The sequence below is a fragment of the Streptomyces sp. AK02-01A genome, assembly GCF_033795305.1.
Classification (GTDB): domain Bacteria; phylum Actinomycetota; class Actinomycetes; order Streptomycetales; family Streptomycetaceae; genus Streptomyces.
Genome location: NZ_JARBAE010000028.1, coordinates 74706 through 98316 on the forward strand (window position 1 = coordinate 74706; position 23611 = coordinate 98316).

12 protein-coding genes are annotated in these 23611 nt (G+C 68.2%); 6 read left to right on the forward strand and 6 right to left on the reverse strand.

What is annotated here, in order from left to right; translation table 11 throughout:
- Positions 1 to 111: 111 nt before the first annotated feature.
- On the reverse strand, positions 112 to 321 hold the full coding sequence (locus PV679_RS23955) for a DUF5988 family protein (RefSeq protein ID WP_319682436.1): 210 nt from the start codon (positions 319 to 321) through the stop codon (positions 112 to 114).
- Between the two features lie 1759 nt (positions 322 to 2080).
- On the opposite strand from PV679_RS23955, the gene PV679_RS23960 reads away from it, so the two are divergent.
- Positions 2081 to 2917, forward strand: coding sequence for an IPT/TIG domain-containing protein (locus PV679_RS23960; RefSeq protein WP_319682437.1), 837 nt, complete (start codon positions 2081 to 2083; stop codon positions 2915 to 2917).
- A 925-nt stretch (positions 2918 to 3842) separates the two neighbouring features.
- Here the strand turns inward: PV679_RS23960 and PV679_RS23965 are convergent.
- Together PV679_RS23965 and PV679_RS23970 are read right to left on the reverse strand one after the other, a co-directional pair.
- Positions 3843 to 4379, reverse strand: a complete 537-nt coding sequence (locus PV679_RS23965) for an ATP-binding protein (RefSeq protein ID WP_319682438.1) — start codon at positions 4377 to 4379, stop codon at positions 3843 to 3845.
- 928 nt (positions 4380 to 5307) lie between these two features.
- The gene (locus PV679_RS23970) at positions 5308 to 5886 is read right to left on the reverse strand and encodes a dihydrofolate reductase family protein (RefSeq protein WP_319682450.1); all 579 of its coding nucleotides are present in this window, start codon (positions 5884 to 5886) and stop codon (positions 5308 to 5310) included.
- Positions 5887 to 6203: 317 nt separating this feature from the next.
- On the opposite strand from PV679_RS23970, the gene PV679_RS23975 reads away from it, so the two are divergent.
- The gene (locus tag PV679_RS23975; RefSeq protein ID WP_319682439.1) at positions 6204 to 8543 is read left to right on the forward strand and encodes an FUSC family protein; all 2340 of its coding nucleotides are present in this window, start codon (positions 6204 to 6206) and stop codon (positions 8541 to 8543) included.
- A gap of 15 nt (positions 8544 to 8558) precedes the next feature.
- Here PV679_RS23975 and budA read toward each other — a convergent pair whose 3' ends face one another.
- The 3 genes from budA to PV679_RS23990 all read right to left on the reverse strand — a co-directional run bounded on the left by budA (position 8559) and on the right by PV679_RS23990 (position 15014).
- On the reverse strand, positions 8559 to 9371 hold the full coding sequence (gene budA / locus PV679_RS23980; protein ID WP_319682440.1) for an acetolactate decarboxylase: 813 nt from the start codon (positions 9369 to 9371) through the stop codon (positions 8559 to 8561).
- A 31-nt stretch (positions 9372 to 9402) separates the two neighbouring features.
- The gene (alsS, locus tag PV679_RS23985) at positions 9403 to 11082 is read right to left on the reverse strand and encodes an acetolactate synthase AlsS (protein ID WP_319682441.1); all 1680 of its coding nucleotides are present in this window, start codon (positions 11080 to 11082) and stop codon (positions 9403 to 9405) included.
- A gap of 353 nt (positions 11083 to 11435) precedes the next feature.
- Entirely contained in the window at positions 11436 to 15014 is a 3579-nt protein-coding gene (locus PV679_RS23990) for a phosphotransferase (RefSeq protein WP_319682442.1), read from the reverse strand.
- A 497-nt stretch (positions 15015 to 15511) separates the two neighbouring features.
- Between PV679_RS23990 and PV679_RS23995 the strand changes: the two genes are divergently transcribed.
- The 4 genes from PV679_RS23995 to PV679_RS24010 form a co-directional block, all read left to right on the forward strand.
- Positions 15512 to 16825, forward strand: a complete 1314-nt coding sequence (locus tag PV679_RS23995; protein ID WP_319682443.1) for a M14 family zinc carboxypeptidase — start codon at positions 15512 to 15514, stop codon at positions 16823 to 16825.
- Positions 16825 to 17967 carry a ThiF family adenylyltransferase gene (locus tag PV679_RS24000; RefSeq protein ID WP_319682444.1) on the forward strand — a complete coding sequence of 381 codons (1143 nt, stop codon included), beginning with the start codon at positions 16825 to 16827 and terminating at the stop codon, positions 17965 to 17967. Before PV679_RS23995 ends, PV679_RS24000 begins: the two co-directional genes overlap by 1 nt.
- Before the next feature lie 437 nt (positions 17968 to 18404).
- On the forward strand, positions 18405 to 19649 hold the full coding sequence (locus PV679_RS24005) for a YncE family protein (protein WP_319682445.1): 1245 nt from the start codon (positions 18405 to 18407) through the stop codon (positions 19647 to 19649).
- 589 nt (positions 19650 to 20238) lie between these two features.
- On the forward strand, positions 20239 to 23611 hold a 3373-nt coding region (locus tag PV679_RS24010), incomplete at its 3' end, for an Ig-like domain repeat protein (RefSeq protein WP_319682446.1).

Sequence of the window (23611 nt, forward strand, 5' to 3'; positions counted from 1 at the left end):
AGGAGTCATCATTTTTGATCCCTTCCGGATCAGTCGGTTGCGCCCACTCGTAGGCCCGCCGTGTTCGCCGAGGCGGAGAACCGGCCGGAGCCGGCGGCTTACGAGCCCGGCCTATTCGGCGATGTAAGTGCGGTAGCACCAGCGGTAGACGGGCAGCACTTCTCCATCGACTTCGACGTAGCGATGTGCGAACTCGAAATGCTCGTATCCGTTCCCGCTGAGAATCTTGACCTTTTCGCCGTTGTTCAGCGATTCCGCTTCCCAGGTCAACGGAGTGCCCTCTGGACCTTCGCTGAGCATTACTCGCATCCGTTGATTCATGACACTCTCCATCATTGAATCGGTAATCGAAGCGGAAGGGGTCGCAGTGCGGAGGCAGATGGCCGCCCCTATTTCCTGGTGCGGTGGCGAGGAATCACTCGAAAATCCGGAGAATTCCCCGTCGGCCGGTGTGCGGATCCGGCCGGCCCGGAGGTGCTTGCGGGATGCGGCCGGCGCCGGCCGGCGGAGCCGGTTCACGAGTACCCCGGACGACACCGGTCGCGGACCCCTGAAGGCCGGTCACGAGGCTTCCCGGCTGCCGGGCCGGCCGCGCCGCTGTCGTGGACTCCGACGAGTGAGTGAGTCCGGAGCGGCGCGAGTGCTGGGACGCTTCCGGCGGCGGTGTCCGTCGCGGTGAGCCTGTCGACCAGCGCTCTCTCATGGGGCGGCGGCGTGGCGTCCTGGCGGCCGGCGGGGCTGCGGCCGCTTCTGCTGCCGGAAGCCAGAACCCGATGAGGGATTGGGTGATAGGGGAAGCTCGCATGATGCCCCTTGACGAGGTGATGCGAGCTACCGCTTCCTCACCGAGGGGCCGCTGATTGCGACAGGGCGATCTCAATGCTGCTGCCTGCAATTCGACTGGGCAGCTCTACGATGGATCGTCGGTTGCCGTCGCCCCCCGGAGAGGAGGGCAGCCCACCGGTTTGGATTAAGTACCGTTGTCCCACGGTGCAGAGCGGGCCGCAATGGATCCGTAGCGTATTCACTCGGATGGCGCAATTCGCTGAATTGGCAAATTCGTGCCCCGGATTGTGCAAATTTCGAAAATCAGATCTGATCGGGGTCGGCTTACGCCGAGGATATTCCGCCGTCCCGGGCCGCGGGCGCGGCGAAGAAACTCACATGGATGGACCCGGAGCGGCGAGACCGCTCGACCGGGCCGGATTTCCCACCGCCGGTGTGTCACAGGACATCGGCTCGGGCCGTGGCCCCGGCCGGCCACTCGGCCCGAGCCGCGGCCCGGCCGTCCGACGGCCCTCAGGCCTGTCCGACACATCCCGCCTGGCCCACGACGTCCGGCCCGCACGCTCGCGGCGTTGTCGGAGTCAGCCACGTACGTCCAGCACGAGCCGCCGCGTTGTCGGAACGCTCGCATACGTCCCGTATGCGAGCGCCCCTCCGCCTTGCGACGCACGGCATCCGACGCCGCGCGCTGATCCACCAGGGATTACGGGACAGCCCTTTGCGAGGGGGGACGGGCACCTGGCGACGGGCCACGGCGGAGCCGACTTCCGGGTTGCGCCAATCGGGTGACTAACCGTCATGGGGGTTGATGTCGGAGCGTTGTTCGGTGTTACTGGAGAGCGTTGAACCGGTGGGCCGCCCGTCCCTCTCCGGGGAGCTCAGCAGTCGGCCCGCCCGTTTCGGCCCTCCCCACAGCAAGCAGGGCTTCGGCGAGCAGACCACTGCACCGCGGTGGGATCCCCGGGAATCAGGCCCCATCAGCCGGTGTTCGCTTGCGGCACCGGCCGGTGAAGCGGCCCACCTGCTCAAAGCCGCACGATGGTGCGCACAATGAGGCCGAGCCCGTCGGCCACCGTCCTCAGTCGAATCCCTCCCTGTCCGGCAGGCCGTATCACCACATGGCACTGCCCCGGCCGGATTCCCCGCCCAAGAGGGCCGCCCTCCCTCTGCCGTGCCTGATCCCACGTGGGTCGGAGGCATGGCCTTCGCCCGGGCGGCGCATCACTGATCGCGGCCAGTCCACGCACGGACCGCACGGTCCGGCGTTCAGAGTCACTCTCGCAGGAGGACCATCATGGCAACACCCGCGCTCAACTTCGACCAGTCCCGCTCGCTCTTCCCGTTCCCCTTCGGCCCGTTGCTGATCGTGCTGACGCCGAACTCGGGACCGACCACGGGCGGGAACCCTGTTCAGCTCTTCGGGGTGGGCCTCAACGGCACGACCAGCGTCCTGTTCGGCACCACACCGGCCACCATCATCGCCGAGGACCCGCTGGGCCTGACCGTCACGGTCCTGGCTCCGGCACACGCCCCGGGCGTTGTGGCGGTCACCGCGACCGGCAGCAGGGGCACGAGCAACCCGGTGTCCTACATCTATGTGGGCCCGACCCCGCCCACTCCTCCTACCGCCGTCAGCATTGTCCCGGCCACCGGCCCGGTCGCCGGCGGTACGGCGTTCGTGATCACTGGCACCAACCTGGCCGGTGCCACGGTCACCGTCGGGGGTGTGCCGGCCACCGTAGTGGCGATTGACCCGAGCGGGACCCTGCTGTTCGGTGTCTCGCCGGCCGGTGTGGCCGGAAACGTCCCGGTCGTCGTGACGACACCGTCGGGTACCGTCACTGTCCCGGGTGGGTTCACCTACACGGGCGCGGTCCTGCCTCCCACCGCCGTCAGCATTGTCCCGGCCACCGGCCCGGTCCTCGGTGGTACGGCGTTCGTGATCACTGGCACCAACTTGCTCGGTGCCACGGTCACCGTCGGGGGTGTGCCGGCCACCGTGGTGTCGATCGATCCGGGCGGGACCCTGCTGTTCGGTATCTCGCCGGCCGGTGTGCTCGGAAACGCCGCGGTCGTCGTGACGACACCGGCGGGTACCGCGACCGTCGCGGGCGGGTACACCTACGTGTGATCCTTCCCCGTCACCGCTCCGCTGCCGCCGCGTCGACACGCCGGTAGGCAAGGGCCCTGAACAACGCCGCCGGCCTGCGGGATCCCTCCGCAGGCCGGTGGCGTGCGTGGGTGTTTGCGGCAGAACACGGATGAGAACGGCGGGAGTTGACCGCCACCGCGGCCGCCACGGCGAGCCATGGCGGAGCCCTGGTGACCGACGGCAACCCGGCGAGGCGTGGTGCCGGGGGAGGCGGGCCCGGGAGGATCCAGACGAGAGGCGCTGGGTGCCGGGCAGCAGGGCGGCGCGCTCGTCCCGTACGGCTAACACGGCTAACACAGCGCATCCGGCGAATACGGCGAACACGACAGCCGGAAGCCCTCGGTCATTCCGAGGGCTTCCGGCTGTATGAGAGTGACCGGCCGCCGTTGTGAACGCGGCCTGTTGACCCGTACCGTGGCGACCGGCCGCGAACGGCCTGGCGCCGCGAATCCGCGGTCTCGGCGGGAGGCACGGCCGGTGCGCGAAGGCATGGGGACGGCCTGGCGGGGGAGAGGGCCGGTCGCCGGGCGGCTTTCCTCAGGCGACGGACCGGTTACGAGGGCTCCATAGGGCCGTTGTGACACCGGGCCGTCGTGACACCAGGCCCTGTGTCATCGGGCGCTGTGACATCGGGGCTTGAGAGAAACGGGCGCGGAGGAACGGGCCCGGAGGAACGGGCCCGGAGGATCAGTTACTTCGTGATCTGCTGGGTGAGTTCGGCGTCGCGGTCCCGTGCGGGGACGCGTGCCGGACCGAAGGCGACGGCGCCGTGGGCCGCCGGGTGGTCACCGCGCCCGGGCGACTCGATGTTCCCGGCTCCGGACTCCGGCGGGCGCGAACGGTGAGGTGCGGCTTGCGCCTGGAATGCGTAGCCCGGCCGAACTGTCCTCCGGCCGGGAGCGGTTCACGCCGCGGACGTGCTCGCTGTCCGCTGGCGAGGGGCCTGAGCGGTCACCTGTACACAGGCCCAGACCGTGCGGCCGCCGTCGGCCTCCAGCCGCATTCCCAGCTCCTGGACGGATTGCGCGACCAGCGCCAGGCCCCGGCCGTGCTCGTTCGCGTGACGGGCGCGATGCGGATGCGCGGCGACCGACGGGCCGCCTTCGTCGTGTACTTCCACGAGGATCTGGTCACCGGTCTTCCGTAAATGGCCGGAGATCCAGACGCTGTTCGTGTGGAGGATGGCGTTGGTCATCAGCTCCGAGAGCACGAGCGAGACCGTGTACCGAGCGCCTTCGTCCGTGATGTCCTGGGAATCCATCCATGACCCGGCGAGATGGCGGCAGATCGGCACCACTCGCTCCAGTGTCGGCACGCTGAACGACGCCGGGCGTCCCTTGGGCCAGTCATGGGCCAGGGCCCGAGCGGCCGTGTCGGGCCACCGCTCGACCTCTCTCGGGGACAGTGTGATCTGCACTCTCGCACGCGTGCTGGGCAGCATGGCTCTTCCTCTCGTCGTGGGTCGGACGCGGATGACGGGAAGCGGTGTTCGCTCCCGGACGTGACGCGGGACAGCCCGGCTTGTCACGCGGACGCGCGCGCACGCCGAGGACCACCGTGCGAGGCTCCGGGTGTGCGGGCGCTGTGACAGATACGAGGTGGTGCGGCCACCGCCCGCGATCGGTTCCGCCGCGGTCGCCGGCGGTACGGAGAGAGCGGTCCGGTGTTCGCGGAGCGTGGTGCGGGGCCGTGGTCGTCAGGGCCGCCCGCGCGAGCGGGGCCGGGAAGCGAACACCGTCGGCCCTGGAAGATGAATCGGTGCCTCGGCATGAGGCGGATCCGGTGCCTCGGCCGTCCTCGCGTCGCGGGCTCACAATCGCCGGCACGAGAGCCGGGGCGGAGGCGGCGACGGCGGATCGGGAGGTGCGGGAAGCTCGCATGGTGCCCCCAAAAAGAGGTCACATGAGCCGCCGTACCAGTCGGCACCGTTTTACCGGCGCCGACTGGCTATCCAAACCCCTCCCACGGGAGTGCCCATCGTGGCAGAGACCAACCCGCGGCTATTCAGGCTTTCGCCTGGTAGATGCGGGATATGTACGCTGCCACTCCCCCGGAGAGGGTGGGCGGCCCACCGGTTTGGATAATGACAGTTATCCTCTCGTGCGCATATGACAGCAACAAAATCAGGAGTACACCACCCGAATGGCGCAGTTGTCGCAATTTATCCATCATCGCTGCCGACGCTATTGCCCGATATTCACGCGAACAGCGTTCTCGGCCCGGTGTTCTGTCGATGTGCCGGCCAATATGCCGCGCGTGCGGAGGCGTTCACCCGCCACCGGTCTCGGCCCGCGGTGCGCGGCACATGTCCCCGTCGCGGTAACGAATGCCTCAACGGCGGTCGCGCGCACGGCAGTTGTCGGCAGTCGTCAATGGAGCGAGCAGGCGGTCCTGCGCTGGTATCGGAGGAGAACGACGCCGTTGCCGAAGGTCCGGGTCTCGGCGAGCCGGAGACCGACAGTGGAGTCCGAGTCCCTGAACAGGCGTTTGCCTCGTCCAAGGAGGATCGGATTGACGTAGAGACGGTACTCGTCGATCAGGTCGTGCCGCATGAAGGCCGCGGCGAGGTCGGCGCCGCCGAGTGCCAGGTCTCCGCCCGGCCGTGCCTTGAGCGCCAAGATCTCTTCGACGACGACATCCCGCATGATGGTGGTGTTCCAGTCGGCCCGCTCCAGAGTCCTGGAGAACACGATCTTTGGCATGTTCCGCCAGATCCCGGCGAACTCGGCCACCGGACCCGCATGTGAAGGGTCGGCGTCGGCCGTCGGCCAGAACTGGGCCATCAGCTCATGAGTGACACGCCCGCTCAGGAAGGCGCCCATCGGCTTGAGTTGCTCGTTGAAGTGACTGTGCAACTCGTCGTCGACCAAATGCCAGTCGATCTGGCGCTGGGGTCCCTCGATAAAGCCGTCGAGAGACACCGACAGGGACAGGACGATCTTCCTCATGGCGAACCTCAGCGAAGTCATGGCGTCGGGCTTCCACCGTATCGCGGGGTCGTGGCCCTGATCCCTCGAAAGCGTGACCGCGGCCCGGCCTTCGGCCATCGGGACGAGGCCCTTGGGCGGAGCGCGCGACATGATGCCATTCTATGAATGCGCTGGGTTTTCAGTGCTGCCCGTATTTTCCGTGCTTCGGTCCTGACGATGTCCACCACTGACCGCGCGCTCCGCGAGCCGGCCATTCCGGTTCACCGGCGTGGTCCGCACCGCCGGTCGAACCAGCCCGACCGGCTGAGCCCGTACCGGTCGCGAGGAGCCGCCTCATGACCCTCCCGCGGTGGCTGCGCACGCGTGACGCCGATCTGACCGCGTTGCGCCGGGCAGGCCGCGCCGCGATCGTCATGCCCGGTGTCTTCGCCGTGGCCGGGGAACTCATCGGCAATCCGACGCTCGCCATCTTCTCGGCGTTCGGTGCGCTCGCCACACTGCTCTTCGTCGACTTCGGCGGCTCGATGCGGGAGCGGCTGGCGGCGCAGGCTTGGCTGGTGCTCGCCGGTGCGGTGCTGGTCTGTCTCGGGACCCTGGCCTCGCAGACGGTGTGGCTGGCCGCGGCGGTCACATTCGTCGTCTCCTTCCTGGTGTTGTTCATCGGCGTTGTCAGTTCGGTGCTGGCGAGTTCCGCGACCGCGCTGCTGGTCAGCTTTGTCCTGCCGGTGACCCTGCCGGGACCGGTCGGTTCGATCCCGGCCCGTGTCCTCGGCTGGCTGCTGGCCGGCGCGGTATCCATGGTGGCCATCGGTGTCCTGTGGCCCGCACCCACCCGTGAGCCACTGCGCGTGGCGACGGCCAGGACCTGTGCGCTGCTCGCGCGGCGGCTGCGCACGGAGGCCGACTGCACGCTCAGTGGCTTCGGACCGGACCGTCGCGAGGCCCTCGGCGCACTGGTCGAGGAGGCCGCCGCCTCGGTCGCGGCGCTGCGCGAGTCGTTCTTCGGTACGCCCTACCGCCCCACGGGTCTGACAACTGGCACACGCACTCTCGTGCGCCTGATCGACCAGGTGCTGCTGCTCGACGCGGTCCTCGAACGGTCACCTGTCGACGAGCGGCCGGGACGGACCGCATCAGCGGTGTGCGAGGTCAAGACGGCGGCCGCGAACCTGCTTGAGCTGAGCGCCGTCCAACTGCGGTCGGCCGTCGGAGACCCCACCGAGCTGGATGCCGGGATGCGCCGGCTGCGGGACGCGCGCGAGGCCATGGAGCGGACGGTGACGTCCGCGCTCCCCGTCCGTCGCGCTCCCACCTCCATGGAAGAGAATCCGGAGGCCGTGGTCGCCGGGTTCGTCAGCTCGCTGGAGCCGAGCTTCCGCGCTCAGGAGATGAGCTTCGTGGCCTCCGCCATCGCCGTGCACATCGACCTCATCGTTGCCGCGCGGCGCCGGACCTGGTGGCAGCGCGCGCTGGGCCGCGAACCGGCCGGCGTCTCTTCCCGGCTGTCGTTCGCGCAGGAAAGCGCCGGTGCCCATGTCGAGCGTCATTCGGTCTGGCTGCACAACAGTGTGCGCGGCGCGACCGCCCTCGCGCTGGCCGTGCTCGTGGCCGGACTGACCGGCGTACAGCATTCGTTCTGGGTCGTGTTCGGCACGCTGGCCGTCCTGCGTTCCAACGCCCTGATGACCGGCCAGAACGCGGTGCGCGGGCTGTTCGGAAGCGTGGCCGGATTTGTCATCGGCGGCGGGCTGGTCTATGTGATCGGTGCGGACACCACCGCGCTGTGGCTGCTGCTCCCGCCGGCTGTCGCCTTCGCGGGCCTCGCGCCGGCCGTCATCTCCTTCGCCGCGGGCCAGGCGGGTTTCACCGCCTCGCTGCTGATCCTTTACAACATCATCGAGCCGGCGGGCTGGCGGATCGGACTCGTCCGGCTTGAGGACGTCGCGATCGGCTGCGCGGTGAGCCTGGTCGTCGGCGCGCTCTTCTGGCCGCGCGGAGCGGGATCGGCACTGGGCCAGGCGCTCGCCGAGGCCTTCTCCGAGAGCGCTCACTGCCTGCGCGGTGCGATCGAGTACGGCGTGACCCGGTGCGACGCACTCGTACCCGCGGCTCCTCCGCCGCGCGAGGACGGCCGGCGCGCCGCGGCGGCGTCCCGCCGGCTCGATGACGCCTTCCGCGGATTCCTCGCCGAGCGCGGCACCAAGCATGTTCCGCTGGCGGATGTGACCTCACTGGTCAACGCGGTCGCCGTGCTCCAGCTCACCGCCGACGCCATCCTCGATCTCTGGAGACGCGACGGCGCCGCGCCGGCGGGCGACCGGACCGCGGCACGCGCCGAGATCCTCGCGGCCGGCACGCCGCTCGTCGACTGGTACGAGGAGACGGCGCGGGCACTGGCGGGCTCCGGCTCCGTGCCCGACCGGCTCGCGCACGACACGGCCGCGGACCGCCGTCTGATCGATGCCGTACGGCGCGACCTCAGCGGCGAGGACGGGCGAGGTACCGCGACGGCGGTCAAGATGATCTGGACCGCCGATCACATCGACGCGGCCCGGCGGCTACAGGCGGGAATCCTCGCGCCGGCGCGAGAAGCCGCCGCCATGCGGAGCCGGCTCAGGGCCGGGACACGGCGCGGTGCCGCGTCCCGTTCGTCGTCACCACCCATGTCCGAATAGGACCGACCGCGCGCTTCAACCGCCGCCCTCCGCCTGATGGATCTGGTCCGCGATATCGCCCGCCGACAGGTTGGCGTCGAGGAACTTCCCGGACCGGGGAAGGCTCAGATGGAGTTCGGACGCGGTGCTGATGGCGATGTCACCGTGGTCCATCCGGAAGTCGAGGGAGTGTCCTCCTCGTGTGTGGTCGCCGTTGAGGAAGTGGAGGTGATAACCGGCCACCGAGACGCCTTGTTCGTAGTCGGGCATGCGGAAGCCGGCCAGCGTCCCGGTCACATCGGTGAAGTCGGTTTCCGCCTGGCCCTTGGTCGCCTGGGTCAATGGCGCGTACGGCGGGGTCTGTTCCATGACGGTGCGCGTACGCATCGAGCTGAACGTCCCGGTGATCCGGACGGCGTAGACGAGATTCCTGCTGAGGATCGTCTCGTCGATGAGCGCCATGGCGTCGGCACGGCTGCCGCCGTCCGTGACCGGGATGGTGGTGTCGGGCCAGAAGTGAGTGACGGCGGCGAACGGCGTACGGTCGGAGGCGGCGGCGACGGTGGCGCTGCCGTCGGCCCGCAGGTGATAGCAGGTGCCGTCGAGGATGACCATCTCGCCGTCGAGATGATTGAACGTGCCGAGCCCGAAGTCGCCGTGAGTGAGGATTTCGGCGATCGTGACGTCTCCGTCGTAGACGCCGTCGAGCAGCGCGCCCATGGTGGAGGACTGGTAGACCTCTCTGGCCCTCTCCGCGCTGTAGCCGGACCCGCTGCCGCCGAGACGATGGGCGAGCATGGACTTGGCCCAGTGCCGGAACCGGTCGGTGGCGGTCTCGGATGCGGTCATGTCTTGCTGCCTCCTCCCGGGCGCCGCCGGTTCACTCGAACGGGTCCTCGTGCAGATCGGCCGCGAGGTCGGTGTTGTGGCTGTAATCGACCGGCACGTCGATGAGCGAGGGACCGTCCTCGGACAGGGCCTGCCGCAGCGCCGCGCCGAACTCGTCCTCCGTCTCGACGCGGTAGCCGTGTGCTCCGAAGGTCTCGGCGTATTTGACGGTGTCGTAGTCGGCCAGTTGCACGCCCGACTTCCGTCCGTACTTGAGCACCTCCTGGAAGCCGACCATGTCGTAGGTGTTGTCGCGCATCAGGACATGCGTGAACGTCAGCCCGAGGCGCGTCGCCGTCTCCAGTTCCTGCGCGGAGAAGAGAAAACCGCCGTCACCCGAGACGGAGACGACCTGGGTACCGGGTCGCACCATGCTCGCCGCCATGGCCCACGGCAGGCTGACTCCGAGGGTCTGCTGGCCGTTGGAGAACAGCAGATGGCGCGGCTCGTACGTACGGAAGTGACGCGCCATGTAGATGTAGACCGAACCGATGTCGCAGGCGACCGTGGCGTCGTCGTCGAGGCCGTCGCGCAGCGTCAGGACCAGCTCCGCCGGGTTCAGCCCGCCGTTCGCCGGTGAAGCGGTTCTGGCGCTCTTGTCGATGTCCGTCAGGATCCGTCGCTGGCGGTTGATCTCACTCCTGAACGCGTCACTGAGGCTGAGCCCGGACAGCTTCTCCGCCAGTGCGGTCACTGTCGCGGCCACCGTCCCGCGCAGTTCCAGTGAAGGCTGGTAGTGGTTGTCGATGTCCGCCGGGACGGAGTCGATATGGATGACCGTGCGTGTCACATCGGTGTTCCACAGGACAGGGTCGTACTCGACCGCGTCGTACCCGACCACGATCAGCACATCGGCGTCGGCCACGACGACATCGCCGGGCTGGTTGCGGAACAGTCCCACCCGGCCGACATAGTGGTCCTCCAGCGCACGCGAGATGACACCGGCGGCCTGGAACGTCTCGACCACGGGAAGTCCGGTGTCGGCGACCAGAGCGCGCAGCGCCGCGCAGCTCTCCGGGTCGGCCGCGCGCGTACCGACGAGCAGGGCCGGCCGCTCCGCGCCACGAATGAGGTCGGCCGCCCTCTGTACTGTCTCGGCGGGCGCCGGGCCAAGGGCGGGGACGGGCAGCGCACGAGCGATTCTGGCGGAGGTCGGCGCCGCGAGGACATCGGAGGGCAGGACCACCGCGGCCGCTCCGCGTGGCTCGGTGGTGGCGGCCCGGAACGCGTTGACCACCGCCTCCGGTGCGTTGTCGGGATCGTCGATCTCGCCGGTGAACTTGGTGACGGTCTTCAGCACCGCGCCGGCGTCCATCGACTGGTGCGTACGCTTGAGCCGGTCCTCGCGGCCGACCGCGCCGCACAGGGCGACAAGCGGGTCCTGCTCGGTGTTGGCCGTGAGCAGACCGGTGGCGAGGTTGGTGGTACCAGGGCCTGAGGTCACCAGAACCACGCCCGGCGTACCGGTGAGCCGGCCGACCGCCGCCGCCATGAACGCGGCGTTCTGTTCGTGCCGGCACACCACCAGCCGCGGGCCCATGTCGGCCAGCACGTCGTAGACGGCGTCGATCTTGGCTCCTGGAACCCCGAAGATGTACTCCGCGCCCTGGGCCGCGACCGCCTCGATCACTCTCTGCGCGCTGCGAGCGGCGCGCACACGCGTTTCATTCACGGCAGATCCTTCCCTCCGTCTTGCCACGCCTTCTCGGCTGAGAGACATGGCTGAGGGAGGTGGCTGAGAGGTATCGACATGTCGTCCATTCAGTAACTTTTCGACATCAAGTCTCCCAGATCTGAATCGACCTCGCCCGACGGAGGTGAACCGGCCACGGGCCCGGCTCCGTGGCCGGTCGCGACCGGCCTCAACCTGTGGCCGGAGTCGTCGGCAGGCCAAGGTTCCGTTTACTGATCACGCCGATGGCTGTGTGCTGATCACGGGACCCGCCGACGGTCCCGGCCCGGCCGGAAGGCGGCAGAGTGGATCGCGCCGCGTTGTACAACAGCGTGTTGACACGTCTCCGGGGATCACACCCCGGGGTTGGACGGCCCATCGAGCACGGCCCGTACTCCTGATGCCGTGACGGGACGATTCCATCCCCAGATCTGGCCGGCCCGGTTGAGTTTCTTCGTCAGGGAAGACACCAGTGTCTCTTCAGCTTCCGCTGTCCGGCTGCCCTGAGCGATGATCTGCGCGTAGCGGACCGAATCGACGACGGCCGATTTGATCCGCTCGTGCCGGAGATAGGCGTCCAGGTCGGGCTGCCAGCCGTTGATGAGAGGTGTGGGCATGTCCCTGCTCCAATCCCGCACCACCGCTTCTGCCTCGTCGGTCTGGTAGCCCATCTTGTGCAAATGGACGGCGAGTTCGTAGACCGGGTCGCCCCACAGAGCGAGCTCCCAGTCCAGGAAGGACACCGCCCCGTCGCGGAGAATCATGTTCTTGCGGTGAATGTCGGAGTGGACCAGTCGGAAGGGCCGCCGCGCAAGGGCGTCCCACTGGTCGGTGACAGTCTCCAGCGGTGCGGTGGGAATGCCCAGTTCGGAGAAGAGCGCCGCATGCGAATCCTGGAAGCGGTCGATCACTCCTGCGGTCACCGACTGGAGCAGTCGGCCGAACCCGCTCGTGTCGCCGTCCCGGGGCCAGGAGTCCGGCAAGTCCGGCATCGCCTCTCGTGGCACGTCGGTGAGCCTGCGGAGCAGCCGGACGACATCTCCCGGCACCGCGTCCGGTACACGGGTCTCCTTGGGGTACGCGTCGTCGATCACGGCTCCGTCGACGAATTCGTAGACCTGGAAGGCCGGTTCGGCGGACCGGTACAGAAGCCGGGGGACCTGGCCGCTGAGGAAGGGTCCCACGGCGGCCGTCACCAGGTGTTCCGGCCAGATGCGCAGGTCCATCTGGTCCGCGTGCGAGATCGGGATGCGTACCATCACCGGGCCCGAAGAGGTGTCGAGGCGTACATTCCGGTTGTAGAAACCGGCGGCGGGGCGCGGCGCGGACAGGGCTTCTGCGTACAGTCTTCCGGGAGGCGTGCTCACGGTGGACGCGTCAGCCAGCAGAGTGTGCATGCTCGTCTCGATGTCCTGATCCAGTCGCTGGATTGAATCGAACGGCTGGATCTTGGCGCGTGCCGCGTCAGCAGCCGCCGAGACAGCGTCATCGACGAGCCCGACCATGCGCAGGACATGGTCGGTGGCGAGCACCAGACTCGGGTAGACCTCGGTCGCCTCGAACTCGGCCACAGCCCGCCTGGCGCTGGTCAAGGCATCGCCGATCCGCTCTGTGCGAGCGAGCAGTACGGCGCGTACCAGTTCCGCTCTGGCCAGTCCGGAGCGGTATCCGGCCTGTCGCAGGTTCTCCCGGGCCAGCTCCAGAGCGGCGCGGCTCCGATGGGGTTCTCCGATACCGAGACAGGCCAGCGCCATCGCCGAGTAGGCCTTTCCGATCTCGGGTTTGGCTCCCAGTTCCACCTGGGTCGCCACAGCCTCCTGGGCGATACCGAGGGCGCGCGCCGGGTCCGTCCACGCCAGCAGTTCGACACGGTTGACCGCGATATTGGCCAGCCCGACGGCGCTCCTGCCCGAGCGGTAGTGCTGCTCCGCCTCTTCGAGGCACGCCGCGGCACCCTCGAAATCGAAGGCGAACCGATGGGCGAGGTGCAGCAGCCGGGCGGCGTCTCCGAGGAACTCGTGATCCTCGGGTGGGCACTCCTGCCGCAGGGAGTCGGCCAGCTCCCTCGCCTGAGCGAACCGGCCCTGCGCCATGTGCAGATCCGCGGCCCACAGCCCGGCCTGCAACCGCACGGCGCCCTGTTGGCATTGCCACAGCTCGGTGTACAACTCCAGCGCCCGGCTGGTCGAACCGAGGATCCGGCGGGCGTGAGCCCCCACCAGCGCAAGCCTTCCCTCCACCTCGGTGGGGGTGCGCGGGCTCACACCCTCGGTGAGTTGCGCGGCGCGTTCGACCTCTCCGGCGAGCAGGGACAGGTCGGCGTCGGCGCACAGTGCCGCTCTGCGAAGCTCGGCCTGTCCGGCGGCAGCTCCAAATCCGGTTCCGTGCCCGACGACCGGTGCTCCGACATACTCGCGGAGGTCCGCCAGCAGGCCACTGGTGCTCTGCGGGCTGCCGCAACGGGTAATCCGGTCAGCGAAGGACAGGAGCTGCGGCCCGGACAGCTCCTCGGCGCGGGCCGCGTGGAAGGCGGCCTCGCGCAGACTGTCCGCGAGATGCCTGGCTGTACCCTCTCCGTCGTCGAGGGCATCGGCTCGTCGCTGCCACACAGCACGTAAGACCCGGTTGACCGCTCGGGCGGCGGACGGCGAAAGCTGGTCACGCAACGCCTGGACCATCAACTGGTGCAACCGGAAGCGGTCTTGTCCCGACGCGTGTACGAACGAGTACGCCGTGATGCCCTCCCACGCCAGTTGGTGTCCTGGTAGGCCAAAGGCAGCAGTGATCTTGCGGAACACATCCCTGTCGAAGGTGCGCGCGACGCTCAGCAGCTCCAGGATCTGCACATGCTCCGTGCTGACGTGCTGGAGGAACCTCCGCAGAATCTCCTGAGTGGAGACCGCGGGAGTGGAGGGCGGGCTGTCGGGCGATCCGGTCGGCGCCTGCTGCCGCACCGTGTCGATGGCGAGATGGAGATAGAACGGCACTCCGGCGCTGGCTCGTGCCAGCGCATCGCGCACCGCGTCCGTTTCCACTCCGGCCTGTTCCAGCAGGGACAACCGGTCGGCCATGGGCAGACCATCGAGCGCGATCAGCCGGATCACCTGATCCCACTCCACATCCATGCGGGCCCAGCGCAGTGGCTCGCGGCTCGCTACGACGACAAGCCCCGCGTCGAGCTGGGACACCAGGTCTCGCAGCCAGGCGTCAACGGTGCTGTCCCTCCCGGCCCGCAGCGCTCCGGCGCCAAGCGCTTCGTGGGCGTCGACGAAGAGGATGTATGGCCGTCTGTCGCTGGTGGCCGCGCGCAGTTCCTCGGCGAACAGATAGGTCACCGCGTCCGCGAGTTCGGCGTTCGGTAGCGAGTCCAGCCGCTGCAGTACCGGATCCGTGCGGATGCGCTGCCAGTGGCGGACGTGGTGGGAGGTCGAGTCGACGGCCCGGATCAGACCTATCGCCGTGGCGAACACCGGAAGACTGGTGACGCCGTCGAGGATGCCACCGAGGACCTCGCTCCGGGTGAGGAAGGGCAGGTTCTTCTCGGACAGTCGCAGGTTGGGGTTCCAGCGCTGCCACAGGGCGGCGTACGCCAGGTCGTACCGGTCGAACCTGACCTTCTGCTCACCGAACTGGGCGCGTAGGACGGAGAGTGCTGCGTCCTGTTCGCGTAACCGGGGGACCTGCAGATCGAGTGCAGCCGTGCGGTAGCCGCGGTGTTCGGCGCGGCGCTGCACCTCGGCGAGCAGACGGGACTTGCCGATGCCACCGACACCGGTGACATTGAGGACGCGCGGACTCATCACGTCGCCTCCGCCGCCGACTCGGGCCTGGACGGCGTCCAGTTCGGCCTCCACCGCGGCCAGCGCGTGGGTACGGTCGACGAACAGTCGCCGGGCGCTCTCGTCCACGACGAACCTCGGCCTCAACGGCATACCGTCCCCCTGCTGATCCTCGCCGACGCAGCCAAATGATGCTAGCAGCCGAGGCCTGCGAACTGATGATCCGTCAGATAACTGAAGGCGGAGCCAAGAAGGGCACGTCCGGGCCTGCGGCGGGCGGGCCAAGAGCAGGACTTTTTCGTAGTTCCTGGTCCCGGCCGCGGAGGTGCGGCTGGCACGGCCTGGGAGCGGCAGGGACGGTCCGGCCGCACCGTGTCGCGTCGCCGCGCGGCCGGAAGCACGGGGCCGGTTCTCGCCAACTGTGCCGTCACCCGTCCACAGTGTTGACGCACTTGGAGTATGTGACTGACCATCACAATGGGTGCACAACAGGAGAGTTGGGCCCCGTGATGTCGAAGGAGCGGTTCATGAGCGGAGCGGCCAAGAACGACAGCGCATCACACCCGAAGCTTGCGGCGATCAAGATTCGGCGTCTCGATCGGAAAGAGACCACAGGCGACAGCAACTCCACCGGTTCCTGAGCGGGCGTTGTGCCGGGCCGCTATCTCACCGTCGATGAACTGACCTCACGTGCCGAGCGCTTGGCGGCCATGCAGCCGGACCGGGTGGTGCTGCGCCGGATCGGCGCGTCGCGGGCCGGGGAGCCCATCCGGTCGCTCTCCGTCGGGCGGGGGAGCCGGCACGTTCTGGTGGTCGCCGGTCCGCACGCCAATGAGCCGGTCGGCGGCGTCACGGCGCTGCGACTGGCTCGCTATCTGGCGCGGGCCGGACGACCGGACAGGTTCAGGTATACGGCCGATACGACCTGGCACTTCCTCCTCTGTCTCGATCCCGACGGGGCCCGCCGCAACGAGCGATGGCTCAGGGGACCGATGACCTTCGTCCACCACTACCGGCATTTCTACCGTCCCGGCTTCGCCGGGCAGCCCGAGTGGCTGCCCGCGGAGTCCGGGGCGGCACCGATGCCGGAGACCCGCGCTCTCCTCGAACTCCAGGACGAACTGCGTCCGTTTCTGCAGTGCTCGCTGCACGGCGTGGACGTCGGAGGCAGCTTCGTCCAGCTCACGCGTGGTCTGCCGGGCATGGCCGACAAGCTGGTGCGGTCCGCCGGGGACCTGCGGATACCGGTCGAGCTGGGACCGTACGACGCCTTCTTCTGGCCGAGTCCCGGCCCGGGCGTCTATGACATGCCGCAGCCCGAGGAGACCGATCAGTTCGACTCGCTGCCCGCGTCCACCGCCGCGTCCACCTGGTTCCATCCGCATCGGTACGGCACCTTCACCGCCGTCGTCGAAGCTCCGATGTGGGGCGCCGACGAGGTCGGTGACACGGCCGCGCATCCCGATCCGGGCGCCGCTCTGGAGACCATCAGCCGCACGCTCCGGAAGGACGCGCTGCTGCTCACCGAACTGGTCGAGCGGATTCGCCCGGCGCTTCTCGACACCGCCACGCCGCTGCTCGCCCCGGTCGAGGAGTATCTCGCCGTCTGTCCGGGACTGGCGGAGGAATGGGCTCCCGGCACGGCCGGCGCCCTGCCGCCGCTCAACCGGGCGCGCGTCATGTCGCTCCGGATCGCCGCCCGGCGGCTTGTCGTACGCACGGCGGGGCTGCTGAGCCAACTGCTCGCCCAGGACGCTCCGTATGTCCGCCGGGACCTCGCGCGGGTCGACGCGGTCCGGAACACTCTCGACCGGTTCCTCGCAGAGCGGTGCGACGCCTTCGAGGCCGACTGCCGTGTCCGCTGGATTCCGGTCCATGACCAGGTAGAACACCAGTTCAGGGTCGTGTTGGCCGCCGCCGAACTGGCCGGCCGGTTCAGTGAGACGAAGGTGGTACGGGCGTGATGCCCGAGGGACCCAAGGTGCCGCTGTCCGGATTACGACGTCCACGGGTGAAGCCCGAGCACCGGGCCTATCGCACCGTGGACGGCAATGTGCGGATCGGGAGTGTGGTGTACGGCATCGGTGCCGAGGTCGCCGACCCCGAGGGCTGGATCTGGACACTGACCGAGGCCCTCGACGGCACTCGCGGCCCGCTCGAAGCGGTCACCGAGGTGCTCACCCGTCACTCCGGTGTTGAACCGAGCCTGGTCGGGCAGGCCATGCGTGACCTGTACGAGGCCGGATTCCTGGAGGACGCGGGAGCCGAACTGCCTGAGGGCCTCACCGGAGAGGACCACGTACGGTACAGCCGCGGTGTGACGCTGCTGCGCTGGATGGATCTGTCACCGCGCCCGACGACATGGGAACTCCAGGCGCGGCTGCGATCCGCCCGTGTCCTGCTGCTCGGACTCGGCGGCACCGGCGGATTCGCCGCACAAGGGCTGGTCGCGTCGGGCGTGGGACGGATGCACTGTGTGGACGGCGATGTCGTGGAGCTGTCCAATCTCAACCGGCAGCCGCTCTACCGGGAGAGCGACATCGGCCGACCCAAGGCGGAGGCGGCGGCCGAAGCCCTGCGGGCGCTCGACTCGCGGGCGGCGCTCACCACGGAACGCCGCGAGGTGCGCGGCGCCGACGACCTCGCGGCACTGCTCGCGCCGGGATACGACCTGCTGCTGCTCTGCGCCGACCGGCCGCCGGAGGTACGCCGCTGGGCGAACCGCGTCTGTCTGGCCACGGGGACGCCCTGGCTCGACGCCGGCTACCGCGGCCCGCTGGTCACGGTCGGAGTCCATGTCCCCGGGCACGGGGCGTGCTGGGAATGCCACCGCGCCGGCGATGTCGACCGGCGCGACCTGCGCCTCGCCGCGGGCCAGGACGAGGAGGTCGCCTCGCCGCGGATGGACTGGAACCCGGTCAACGCGGTGACCGCCGGGCTCTCCGGCCATCTGCTCACTCACGCGGCGATCGCGCTGCTGACGGGCGTACCCCGGATGGAACCCGGCTTCCGTTTCGGTCTCAACCTGATGAAACTCGCCGAGCCCGTGGAAGAGCGCTACGGGCGCCGGGCGGACTGTCCGGCCTGCGGTACGCCTCCGGGATGAGCGGACCGGGCCCGCACGCGCGGTCCCGGCATCGGCGCCGCCGCGAAGGGGCCGTCCAACACTGAGACACCGCAGGTCACTTGCGCGTGTCGAGCCGGCCCGGGCCGAGGCGTGCCCGCAGCGGCAGGAAGCGTCATCGCATCCGACGGTCCGGCAAGCCGTAGGACAACCCGGGGCGGCCCGTGCGTCCTTCTGGCCGAACATCCGTGGCGAGCGTCGAAAGATGATCACAGGATGGCTGCTGACGACGGATCGAGCCGCCAGGACGAAGGCGGCTCGCTGCGCCGTTTCGCATCCTTGCCCGCGGCTCCCACCAGGAGCCACATCACAGCCTGTCAGGAGACGGTATGCCTCTCGCCCGAAACGTGCCACAGGAGTCCAAAACCCCGGAGTGGAGGCTCCACAAGGCACGGGGCCGACGACGGGGAACATGGGCGGTGGGACTCGCGGCGGTGTTGTTCGCCGGTCCTCTGCTCGGCACCGCTTCGCCCGCCTGGGCGGAATCGGCCGCACCCACGAGTGATTCGACGGAGCTGGTGCAAGAGGCCACTCGAAGCAAGTTCGGGGACGACGGCAAATTCAGACACCCGATCTTCGTGGTCAATCAGGGCTCGAACAACGTGTCGGTGCTCAATGCCCGCAGAAACGTCGTGACCAGGAACATCCCTGTCGGAAGGAGCCCGTTCGGAATCGCCATCGACAGCCGTCACCGACGCGCGTACGTGGTCAATCACGGCTCGAACAGCGTGTCCGTGATCAATACCGGCAGGCACAGAAACGCCGTGGCCGCCACCATCCCGGTCGGCACCGGTCCGTTCGGGATCGCCGTCGACACTCGACGTAACCGTGCCTATGTGACGAATGAGGTCTCCGGGACCGTGTCGGTGATCAATACCGCCACCAATACGGTGACCGCCACCGTCCCCGTCGGCGGCAACCCGTTCGCGGTCGCCGTGGACCACGCGCGCAACCGTGCCTATGTCACCAACATCCAGTCCGGCACGGTGTCGGTGATCGCGACCAATACCAATACGGTGACCGGCACCATCCCCGTCGGCACCACGCCCGTCGGAGTGGCTGTGGACAGGGGCCGGGCGTATGTGACCAACCAGGGCTCCAACAACGTGTCCGTGATCAACACGTCCAGGAACCTCGTGTTCGCCACCATTCCCGTCGGCAGGTCTCCGTTCGGCGTGGCGATCGACACCCGGCGCCACCGCGCGTACGTGGCCAACCAAGGCTCAAGCAACGTCTCGGTGATCAGGACGTCCACCAACAGGGTGGTCGGCACCGTACGCGTCGGCACCGCCCCCGTCGGAGTCGCCGTGGACGAAAGGAGCGAGCGCGCCTACGTGTCCAACCTCCTCTCCAACAATGTGTCAGTGATCAATACGATCAGGAACCGAGTGGTCGCCACACCTCGCGTCGGCATCGGCCCGGCCGGAGTGGCGATTGACTGCGGGCCGTGTTCCGCCGTCAACCGGAGCAGTGGTGACGACGTCGCCGAGGCGCCGCTCGCGGCCGCTCCGGCCCAGGCACCCTCTGCGGCCACTCCGGCCCAGGCGCCGTCCGCGGCTGCGCCTGCCCCGGCACCGTCTGCCGCAGCACCGTCTGCCGCGGCGGCCACTCCGGCGCCGCTCGCTGCCGGCGGCGAGGCGCGGGCCAACGCCGCTCAGCGCTGATCCGCGACAGCCGTAGACCGGCGCGCGACCGTCAACAGGCCCTGGCCCGTTGCCATCAGGGCCCAGGACATTCCGTCGGCCTCGCGCCGAGGCCGACGGTCGCGGGACAGGCTCCTCGGCAACGAGAGATCCCGGGCCGACAGCGGCCCGCCCGCTGACACGGCTCCCTCACACAAGTGCCCCGGCCACCGTTCCACCAGGTGGCCGGGGCACTTGCGTTGTGCGTACGAGGTGCCCGAGAGCTCCTCACGCGGTGCCTCTCCGGCGGTGTCCTCGGCGCACGTGTCGCCGTCGGCGCGCCTACACCTATGCCTGTGGCGCCGGGCCCACACCGACATTCCATGGCGACCAGGCCTTTCGCAACAGCGTCGGAGCCATGAATCAAGCCTTCGAGGCGGTGAATCCGTTCGGGTGATATTTGGGTCCTTCCGCTGTGCTGGATTCGGTGAGGGTGGGTTAATCGTGGTACTGGACCTGACGAGGCGCCCATCCTCCGCTGGGGACGGACGATTGCCCGCTGACCAGTAGCGGTCAGTGGCAATACCTGATGGGCGCTCTCCTTGGAAGTCCGGCAAATTCCCTATGTCTCATGTGCGTTGGCCGCACCGGGTACGGCCGATTTCCCAGCAGCTCCCGTCTAGACCGGATGGATCTAGATCGCGAGGGGTACCTCATGGACCAGAGTTTTCAGCCGAAGTGGCGTCAGCTACTCGGCCTTGTATGGCGCGGGAAATCTCGCGCGAATGCGGTCGCCTTGCTGGATCCGACCGTACCGGTGGGAAATTTTCCGACCGATGTCGCGATCACGCCGGACGGCCTTCGGGCCTACGTGGCCAACTCCGGTGACAACACGGTCAGCGTCATCGACACCGTCACGAACACGGTCACCGCCACCATCCCCGTGGGCAGCGCGCCGTTCGGCGTCGTGGTCACTCCGGACGGGCTCTTCGTCTATGTGACGAACTCCGGCGACGACACGGTCAGTGTCATCAGCACCGCCACCAACACGGTCACCGCCACCATTCCCGTCGGCTCGGTTCCGCTCGAAGTGACGGTCACTCCGAACGGGCTCTTCGCCTATGTGGCGAACTCCGGTGGCGACACGGTCAGTGTCATCAGCACCGTCACGAACACGGTCACCGCCACCATTCCCGTCGGCGCGACACCGTTCGGCACAGGGGTCACTCCGGACGGGCTCTTCGTCTATGTGACGAACTCCGGTGACAGTACCGTCAGCGTTATCAGCACCGCGACCAACACGGTCACCGCCACCATTCCGGTGGGTACGGCGCCGCTCGATGTGGCGGTCACTCCGAACGGGCTCTTCGCCTATGTGGCGAACTCCGGTGACGACACGGTCAGTGTCATCAGCACCGCGACCAACACCGTCGTCTCCACCATCCCGGTCGGTACCACACCGTTCGGTGTCGGCATCTCCTCGGACGGCCTCCGGGTCGTCGTAAGCAATGAGAACGACGACACGGTCAGTGTCATCAGTACCGCGACCAACGCCGTCGTCTCCACCAGTCCGGTCGGCGCGACGCCGATCGGACTGGCGATCACTCCGGACGGCCTGAACGCCTACGTGGTGAACAACGGCGACGCCACCGTCACTGTTGTCGCGATCGCTGCCTTCACCAGCACCACGGCCCTGACCTCGGCGCCGGATCCGTCAGTGTTCGGTCAGACGAAAATCCTGACCGCCACCGTGAGTTCCGTGGCCGGCACTCCGACCGGGACAGTCGACTTCTTTGACGGTGCGACGCTGCTGGGCACGAGTGCGCTCGTAGGCGGTGTGGCGACGCTGTCGGTGTCGACGCTCAGTGTGGGCGCGCACAGTCTGACGGCGGTGTACAGCGGTGACGCCAACTTCGACGGTTCGACGTCGCCGGTCGATCCGCAGACCGTAACTGCTGCCAGTACGACTACGACGCTGACGTCGGCGCCGGATCCGTCCGTGTTCGGTCAGGTGAAGGTGCTGACCGCTACGGTCGCTGCTGTTCCTCCCGGTAGCGGGACTCCAACGGGTCTGGTGAGTTTCTTTGACGGTGCGACGCTGCTGGGTACGAGTGCGCTCGTGGGTGGTGTGGCGACGCTGTCGGTGTCGACGTTGAGTGTCGGTGTGCACAGTCTGACGGCGGTGTACGGCGGTGACGTCAACTTTGGTGGTTCGACGTCGCCGGTGGATACGCAGACCGTGACGGCTGTCGGTACGACCACGACGCTGACGTCGGCGCCGGATCCGTCCGTGTTCGGTCAGGTGAAGGTGCTGACCGCTACGGTTGCTGCTGTTCCTCCCGGTAGTGGCACGCCGACGGGGACAGTCGACTTCTTTGACGGTGCGACGCTGCTCGGTACGAGTGCGCTCGTGGGTGGTGTGGCGACGCTGTCGGTGTCGACGTTGAGTGTCGGTGTGCACAGTCTGACGGCGGTGTACAGCGGTGACGCCAGCTTTGGTGGTTCGACGTCGCCGGTGGATACGCAGACGGTCACGGCTGCGAGTACCAGTACGGTGTTGACGTCGGCGCCGGACCCGTCCGTCTTCGGCCAGGTCAAGATCTTGACGGCTACGGTCACGGCGGTTCCTCCGGGTGGTGGGATTCCGACGGGGACAGTCGACTTCTTTGACGGTGCGACGCTGCTGGGTACGAGTGCGCTCGTGGGTGGTGTGGCGACGCTGTCGGTGTCGACGCTGAGCGTGGGTGTGCACAGTCTGACGGCGGTGTACGGCGGTGACGTCAACTTTGGTGGTTCGACGTCGCCGGTGGATACGCAGACGGTCACGGCTGCGAGCACCAGTACGGTGTTGACGTCGGCGCCGGACCCGTCCGTCTTCGGCCAGGTCAAGATCTTGACGGCTACGGTCACGGCGGTTCCTCCCGGTAGTGGGACGCCGACGGGGACAGTCGACTTCTTTGACGGTGCGACGCTGCTGGGTACGAGTGCGCTCGTGGGCGGTGTGGCGACGCTGTCGGTGTCGACGTTGAGTGTCGGTGTGCACAGTCTGACGGCGGTGTACAGCGGTGACGCCACCTTCAGTGGTTCGACGTCGCCGGTGGATATCCAGACGGTCACCGGCGCCGGTACGACCACGACGCTGACGTCGGCGCCGGATCCGTCGGTCTTCGGTCAGGCGAAAATTCTGACCGCCACGGTCGCGCCGGTGCCGCCGGCTGTCGGTACGCCGACGGGGACGGTGAGCTTCTTCGACGGTGCGACCCTTCTCGGTACCGGCACTCTGGCGGGCGGAGTCGCGACTCTCACCACATCGACGCTGAGCGTGGGAGTGCACAGTCTGACGGCGGTCTACAGCGGTGACGTCACCTTCACCGGTTCCACTTCACCGATCGACATTCAGACCGTGACCGCTGCCGGTACGACCACGACGCTGACGTCGGCGCCGGATCCGTCCGTCTTCGGTCAGGTGAAGATCCTGACCGCCACGGTCGCGCCGGTGCCGCCCGCTGTCGGTACGCCGACGGGGACGGTGAGTTTCTTTGACGGTGCGACGCTGCTGGGTACGAGTGCGCTCGTGGGTGGTGTGGCGACGCTGTCGGTGTCGACGCTGAGTGTCGGTGTGCACAGTCTGACGGCGGTGTACGGCGGCAACGCCAGCTTTGGTGGTTCGACGTCGCCGGTGGATATCCAGACGGTCACGGCTGCGAGCACCAGTACGGTGTTGACGTCGGCGCCGGATCCGTCGGTGTTCGGTCAGACGAAGATTCTGACGGCTACGGTCGCGGCGGTTCCTCCTGGTGGTGGGATTCCGACGGGGACGGTGAGTTTCTTTGACGGTGCGACGCTGCTGGGCACCAGCACGCTGGCCGGTGGTGTGGCGACGCTGTCGGTGTCGACCCTCAGCATCGGTGTGCACAGTCTGACGGCGGTGTACGGCGGCAACGCCAGCTTTGGTGGTTCGACGTCGCCGGTGGATATCCAGACGGTCACGGCTGCGAGCACCA